The organism is Candidatus Methylomirabilota bacterium, from assembly GCA_036001065.1.
Taxonomy (GTDB): Bacteria; Methylomirabilota; Methylomirabilia; order Rokubacteriales; family CSP1-6; genus MNEF01.
This window is the reverse complement of the sequence record DASYUQ010000032.1, coordinates 1-6,926: the sequence shown is the minus strand read 5'-3', so window position 1 is coordinate 6,926 and position 6,926 is coordinate 1. Positions and strand designations below refer to the sequence as shown.

7 protein-coding genes and 1 pseudogene are annotated in these 6,926 nt (G+C 68.7%); 1 reads left to right on the top strand and 7 read right to left on the bottom strand.

The genetic code is table 11. The annotated features are described in order from the left end of the window. Positions 1–443 precede the first annotated feature (443 nt). On the bottom strand, positions 444–785 hold the full coding sequence (locus VGV13_02675) for a VOC family protein (GenBank protein ID HEV8639982.1): 342 nt from the start codon (positions 783–785) through the stop codon (positions 444–446). A gap of 96 nt (positions 786–881) precedes the next feature. Here VGV13_02675 and VGV13_02670 point away from each other — a divergent pair, with 96 nt between their 5' ends. Then, positions 882–1,325 carry a hypothetical protein gene (locus VGV13_02670; protein ID HEV8639981.1) on the top strand — a complete coding sequence of 148 codons (444 nt, stop codon included), beginning with the start codon at positions 882–884 and terminating at the stop codon, positions 1,323–1,325. A gap of 10 nt (positions 1,326–1,335) precedes the next feature. On the opposite strand, the gene VGV13_02665 is transcribed toward VGV13_02670, so the two are convergent. The 6 genes and pseudogenes from VGV13_02665 to VGV13_02640 all read right to left on the bottom strand — a co-directional run bounded on the left by VGV13_02665 (position 1,336) and on the right by VGV13_02640 (position 6,867). Next, the gene (locus VGV13_02665; GenBank protein ID HEV8639980.1) at positions 1,336–1,926 is read right to left on the bottom strand and encodes a nucleotidyltransferase family protein; all 591 of its coding nucleotides are present in this window, start codon (positions 1,924–1,926) and stop codon (positions 1,336–1,338) included. After that, on the bottom strand, positions 1,895–2,812 hold the full coding sequence (locus tag VGV13_02660; GenBank protein ID HEV8639979.1) for an XdhC family protein: 918 nt from the start codon (positions 2,810–2,812) through the stop codon (positions 1,895–1,897). Before VGV13_02660 ends, VGV13_02665 begins: the two co-directional genes overlap by 32 nt. A gap of 1 nt (position 2,813) precedes the next feature. Further along, complete coding sequence (locus tag VGV13_02655) at positions 2,814–5,180, bottom strand: aerobic carbon-monoxide dehydrogenase large subunit (protein HEV8639978.1); 2,367 nt, start codon at positions 5,178–5,180, stop codon at positions 2,814–2,816. Beyond that, positions 5,180–5,653 (bottom strand): (2Fe-2S)-binding protein, encoded by a 474-nt coding sequence (locus VGV13_02650; protein HEV8639977.1) that lies wholly within the window; start codon positions 5,651–5,653, stop codon positions 5,180–5,182. The genes VGV13_02655 and VGV13_02650 overlap by 1 nt, the downstream gene beginning before the upstream one ends. 5 nt (positions 5,654–5,658) lie before the next feature. After that, positions 5,659–6,789 (bottom strand): FAD binding domain-containing protein, encoded by a 1,131-nt coding sequence (locus VGV13_02645; protein ID HEV8639976.1) that lies wholly within the window; start codon positions 6,787–6,789, stop codon positions 5,659–5,661. Then, positions 6,790–6,867, bottom strand: a pseudogene (locus VGV13_02640) (helix-turn-helix domain-containing protein). Between the last annotated feature and the right edge of the window lie 59 nt (positions 6,868–6,926).

Here is a 6,926-nt window from a genome sequence, read left to right as displayed (position 1 = left end):
CACTGCACGCCCTCGCGCTTGAGAATGTCGGCCACGACTGCGGCTGCTTTCACGGCGCTCCTCCTTCTGGCCGGGGGTACCCGAGCGTCATGCATAGTACGGCATCCGGAGGACCTCGTGCTCGGCAGGTGAAGCTATTAGCCCCGATCCGAAAATTCTTTTGGCGAGGAATGTGCGGAAACGCGGCGTCGGTAGCGGCCGTGGCCAGCGTGGGTACGTGCGCACCCACGTCCTCCTATAGAGACGCTGGCTGCGGTCGAACCACCTCCTGAACACCGCCCATGTTCGCGGCCATGTGCCGCTTTCACCTGCGAGCTTATTTCGGATCGGGGTTAACATGACTTCGAGGACGGGACACTCGTGCCGTTCCAACTATTCGCGCCTAGGAAGGCACCAAGTACGTCGTTCGTGGACAGATTTAGTATCAACAAGTTGGAACGGCACTAGTCGATGGAGAGCTCGACGGTGTAGCCGGTCGGGTCTTCGATGTAGACCGCCGACCGGCCCCGGCGCCCGCGGATCAGCACGCCGGCACGCTTGAGCCGCTCGCGGACTTTCTTCCACCGCGCGAGCGTGAGATGCAGGCCGAAGTGATCGAGACCGCCGGCCTTGGGATCGAACGGGCGTCGGGTCTCCACGAAGTTCAGCAGATCCTCCCGGCCGGGCGTGCGGAGGAAGATCATGCCCTCGTGCGCGAACGCCTCCTCGAGCCCGATGACGTCGGTATAGAAACGCTCGGTGCCGCGTAGGTCCCGCGTGAGCAGGGCAAGGTGGCGGAGGCTCATGACGGCCCTATGCTACCCGGTCGGCCCGACGTCCACCACCGCCGAGCGCCCGCAGGCAGGTCCCTTGCAGGCGCAGGGCGCGCGTGAGGTGCGACCATGGGGAAGATCTGCGCGGCGCTTGCAATTGTTTCGCTCCTCGTCCCGGGTATCGCGGCCCGGGCGCAGGGGCCCAGCTTGCGCGGGCACGTCGTGATGATCACCGACAGCAAGGTGATCGTGCGGGGAGACGACGGCCGCACGTACACCGTGAACACCGCGGCGGTAGATCTGGAGGAGCTGGGAGCGCTCGAGCCCGGTCACGCCGTGGGCGTGACCACGGAGGGCGCCGGCCCCACCGGCGGGCTCATCGGCGGCTCGAGCGTGACGTTCGAAGCGAGCGACGGGACGGTGCTCTTCCTGGACCTCGCCCGGATCGGGGGGCGCCGGCCGGCGGTGGAGGCCAACGCCCCCGCGACGCTGATCCACGAGTCGGGGCCGCAGGGCCCCGTCCCCGTCTGGATCGAGCCGCGGAAAGGCCGTCCGGCGGCGTCGGGCCGCTGAGCCGTCCGGGTCAGTCGAGGGCGGACCGGGCGGCCTGGTATTCCTCCCACGTGTTGACGTCGGGAGGCTTGGGCCGGTCGACGGGCACCGGATGGACCCACTCCGGATGGGCATCGAGGATCTTCCACGCCGCCTTGTCCCCTTTGAGGGCGGCCAGCTGATCGAAGAGCGCTCGCGTGAAGATCAGTGGGTGTCCGGGGCCGTCCCGATACGCCGCGACCGCGATTCGCTCATTGCGCCGCCGATTCCAGGTCTGCACCACGTGGTCGATGATCGCTGCGTCGATGCCGGGTTGGTCTCCCAGCAGCACCGCCACCGCGTCGGCGCGAGGGTCGAGCGCGCCGAGCCCCGCCCGGTATGACGACGAGCATCCTTCGCCGAAGTGGGGATTCTCGACGAGGCGGGCCCGCCCGAAATCGACGCGTCGGCGGACGTCGGCGGCGGCGCCCCCGACGACCACGATGACTTCGTCGAGCGAGGCGGCGGCGCTTACCTGGGCCAGCACCCAACCGAGGAGCGTCGTGCCGCGGAAGGGGAGCAGCTGCTTGGGCTGGCCCAGGCGCGCGGACTTACCCGCCGCGAGGACGAGCCCCGAGATCATACTGCTCCTGGCAGCGGCGGCAGCAGAAGTACACGGTCCCGGCGGGAGTCTCCGAGCGGTACCGCGCGGTGGCCACGTCGACCGGCATGCCGCAAATGGGATCCGTCGCCTCGGCCGCTGGCGGAGGGACGGGCGCCGTCGGCTCGACCTCGACGGCCTTTTGACTCCGGAGCGTCTGGACGATTTCGGCCAGAATGCTCAGCGCGATCTCCTCCGGGGTGACCGCGCCGATGTCGAGCCCGGCCGGCGCCTTCAGCGCGGCCAGCCGCTCGGTGGGGACGCCGCGCCGCTTCAGGCCCTCGACGACGGCGGCGGCTCGCTTGCGGCTGGCGACGAGGCTCACATAACCGGCGTCGCTCGCCAGCACCCGGGCCAGCGCGTCCTCGTCGAACGCGCCGTGCGTCGCCACGACCACGAACGTCCGGGGATCGAGCGGCAGCGGCGCGGCGGCGCCGACGACGGTGACGGCGAAATCCGTGGTCCGGCCCAGCGCGGCCAGCGTCTCCAGCACCGGGCCGTGGCCGATCAGCACGAGCTGCGGCCTGGGAAGAAACGGCTCCACATAGATCTCCAGCGTGCCGCCGCTGTGGCACGTCATCGCGTACTCCAGCACGCCCTCGGTCCGGCCGGGGCTACGGCCCCCCTCGCCGACCAGGCTGATGAAGCGCGGCTGGCCGTCCCGGAGTGCCGCCAGGGCCTCCCGCACGACCGTGGGCTCGGCGCAGGCGCCGCCGATCCACCCGGAGACGGTGCCGTCCCGATGGACGATCGCTTTGGCGCCGGGCTTGGCGGACGTCGGCCGCTCGCAGCGGACCACGGTCGCCAGCGCGAACGGCTCTCCGCGCCGGCGCAGCTCGACCGCGAGGGCCAGAAGGTCGGCGGCCACGCTATTCGGCCACCCCGTGCTCGCGCAGCAGCTTCCAGACCTTGGCCGGCGTGATCGGAATGTCGACGTGGCGGACGCCGAGGTGCCACAGCGCATCCACCACCGCGTTGGCGATCGCCGCGGGCGCGCCGACGGTGGCCGACTCGCCCACGCCCTTGGCGCCCAGCGGATGGTGGGGCGACGGGGTGCACGTCTTGTCGGTCTCCCACTTGGGCGTTTCCACTGCGGTGGGCAGCAGGTAATCGATGAAGCTTCCGCCCTGGATGTTGCCGAGCTCGTCGTACGAAATCTCCTCCATGAGCGCGGGGGCGAAGCCCATGGTGAGCCCCCCGTGGATCTGGCCCTCGACGATCATCGGGTTGATGATGTTGCCGCAGTCGTCCACGGCCACGAACCGGCGGATCTTGACCTCGCCCGTCCCCTTGTCGATGTCCACCACGCAGATGTAACTGCCGAACGGGTAGGTCAGGTTCGGCGGATCGTAATAGCTGACCGCCTCCAGCCCCGCCTCCATCCCCTGCGGGTGGTTGGTGTACGCGGCGAACGCGATCTCCTGGATGGTCTTGAATTGGTTCGGCGCCCCCTTGACCGAGAACTTCCCCGGCTCCCACACCAGGTCCTCCTCGGCGGCTTCGAGCAGATGGGCGGCGAGCTTCCGGGCCTTGTCCCGGATCTTGCGGGCGGCGAGGGCGGCGGCGGCGCCGGCTACCGGCGTGGAACGGCTCGCGTAGGTGCCGAGGCCGTAGGGCGCGGTGTCGGTGTCGCCTTCCTCGACCTGGATGTCGGCCACCGGGATGCCCAGCTCCTCGGCGAGGATCTGGGCATAGGTGGTCTCGTGCCCCTGTCCCTGCGACTTGGTCCCGAACCTCGCGATGGCTTTGCCGGTCGGGTGGATCCGGATCTCGCAGGAGTCGAACATCTTGAGCCCCAGGATGTCGAAGTGCTTGGACGGCCCCGCCCCGACGATCTCGGTGAAGCTCGAGATGCCGATCCCCATCAGCTCGCCCCGCCGGCGCCGCTCCGCTTGCTCCCGCCGCAGCTCGGCATAGCCGATCTTGTCCATCGCCTTGCGGAGGGCGGCGGCGTAGTCGCCGCTGTCGTATTCCCATCCGAGCGCCGACTTGTACGGGAACTGATCGGGCTTGATGAAGTTCTTGAGCCGGAATTCGGCCGCATCCATGCCGAGCTGGTGGGCCATGAGGTCGGCCACCCGCTCAATCGTATGGACGGCTTCGGTGACGCGGAACGAGCAGCGATAGGCGATCCCGCCCGGTGGCTTGTTGGTGTAGACGCCGTCCACCTCGACGTGGGCGGCCTGAAGGTCGTAGGACCCCGTGCAGATGTGGAAGAGTCCGGCCGGGAACTTGGAGGGGTTCGCCGCCGCGTCGGTGTAGCCGTGGTCGGCGATGGTCTTGATCCTGAGCGCGGTCAGCTTGCCGTCCTTTCGCGCCGCCAGCTCGGCCGTGATGTGGTAGTCGCGGGCGAAGGAGTCGGCCTGAAGGTTCTCCATCCGGTCCTCGATCCACTTGACCGGCTTGCCCGTCAGCACCGACGCCGCCACCGCGATCACGTAGCCCGGGTAGACCGGGACCTTGCCCCCGAAGCCGCCGCCGATGTCCGGCGAGATGATACGGATCTTGTGCTCGGCCAGCCCGACGTGGCCGGCCACCAGGGCGAAGACGGTGCGAATCGCGTGGGGCGCCTGGGTCGTCATCCACACCGTCAGCTTGCCGTTCACCTTGTCGAACTGGGCGACGCAGCCGCACGTCTCGATGGAGGCCACGTGGATCCGCGGGATGTAGATGTCCTGCTTCACGGTCACCTCGGCCTCGCGGAAGGCGCGGTCGGTGGCGGCGCGATCGCCCCACTCCCAGTGCCAGATGTGGTTGTCCTTCTTGTCCTTCTTGTCCGTGCGGAGCACGGGGGCGCCGGGCTCCAGCGCCTTTCGGGGATCGATGACGACGGGAAGCGGCTCGTACTCGACGTGCACGGCGTCGACGCCGTCGGCGGCCGCGTACCGGCTGGTGGCCAGGACCGCCGCCACCTCCTGCGCCTGGTACATCACCTTCTCGACCGGGAGCACCATCTGAGTGTCCGACATCAGCGTCGGCATCCAGTGCAGGTTGTATTTGGCCAGGTCCTGACCGGTGATGACGGTGAGCACGCCGGGAACGCCCAGGGCCTTGGACGAGTCGATCTTGGTGATCTTGGCGTGCGCGAAGGGAGTGCGCACGATGTCGAGGTAGAGCATGCCCGGGAGCTGGACGTCGTCGACGTAAGTGCCCTTGCCGCGGATGAAGCGCGGGTCTTCCTTGCGCTTCACCGAGTGTCCCATGCCCCCGATCGCGGGCGAGGTTCTCAGCGCCATCACGCGCCTCCATTCTGGAGCTTCGCCGCCGCGTATTGGATCGCCTTGACGATGTTGACGTAGCCCGTGCACCGGCAGAGGTTGCCGGAGATCGCCTGGCGGATCTCGTCCTCGGTCGACCGCGGGTGCTTACGGAGAAAGGCGTAGCTGGTCATCAGCATGCCCGGCGTGCAGTAGCCGCACTGGAGCCCGTGCTCCTCCATGAAGCCTTCCTGCAGCGGATGGAGCTTGCCGTCCTGCTCCAGGCCTTCCACGGTCATGATTTCCCGGTTGTGGGCCTGGATCCCGAAGACGGTGCACGACTTCACCGGTCGGCCGTCGAGGAGGACCGTGCAGGCGCCGCAATGGGTCGTGTCGCATCCGATGTGGGTGCCGGTCAGCCGGAAGACGTCTCGGATCAGGTGGACCAGCAGGAGCCGCGGCTCCACGTCGGCTTCGTGCTTCTCGCCGTTGATCTGGACCTTGACCAGCATGGACCTCACCTCCCGGCGTTCGCGCGCTCGAGAGCCTTGCGCAGCGCTCGAGCCGTCAGCACTCTGACGAGATCGCGCTTGTACTCGACCGAGCCTCTCAAATCTGCGCTGGGCTGGGACTGCTCGGCGGCGAGCTGGGCCGCCTGCTTGATCGTTGCCTCCTCCAGGCGCTTGCCCGCCAGGAGTGCCTCGGCCCTGTCGGCCCTGATCGGCGTCAGGCCGACGTTGGTGAGCCCGATTCCCGCCCGCTCGCACGTGCCGCTCGCGCTGAGCGCAACCTGGACCGCGACGGCGGCCGTCGCGAAGTCCCCGACCTTGCGCTCGAGCTTCAGGTAGGCCCCGCCGCTCCGCGGGGGCGGGATGGGGACCCGGATTTCGGTCAGGATCTCGTCGCCCGTGAGGGCGGTCGTGAAGGGGCCGGTGAAGAACCCGGCGATCGGGAGGCGCCGCTCGCCCTTGCTGCCGACCGCCGCCACCTCGGCTCCATAGGCGATCATCGTCGCGGGATGATCGTTCGCGGGGTCGCCGTGGGCCAGGTTGCCCCCGACGGTGGCCAGGTTTCGGACGAGAGGATCGGCGATGACCCGGCAGGTGTCGTAGAGGAGCGGATATCGAGTCCGGATGAGCTCCGACTCCTCGAGGTCCGACTCGCGTGTCAGCGCGCCGATCTCCAAGACGCCATCGCGCTCCCGGATATACGCAAGCCCGGGGATCCCATTGATGTCGATGAGGTGACGCGGACGGGCGAGTCGGAGCTTCATGAGCGGGATGAGGCTCTGTCCTCCCGAGAGGATCTTGGCCTCCTCGCCCAGCCTGACCAGGAGGCGCATCGCCTCAGCGAGGGAGCTCGGGGTGTGGTAGTCGAAAGCCCCAGGGATCATCGTCGTCCCTTTCCGGGTCGTCCCTGTTGGAACGGTCTTGACGGTGAGACGCCAGCGTCGAAGCGTGGTCCGCAGCGACTCCAGCGACAACGACGGAACGTGCCCGCTCCCGACGAGGTAGTCTCTGAGCTCGGCCAGAGTCCAGGTCGCGCCATCACGCCCGACGTCGCGCGGTCGGGCGGTGGCCACCACGCCGATCTGCCGTTGAACCTCGGGCGTCAGCTTGCGGGGACGACCGGGACGGGCGCGCGTCAGCAGACCCGGCGGCCCCTTCCGTTCGAACCGGGCGAGCCACGTCGCGACGGTCGGCCGCGACACCCCGAGGCGCCGCATGATCTCGGCGATGGCCACGCCCCGCGCCGATAGCAGCACGATGTGCGCGCGGGCGGCGA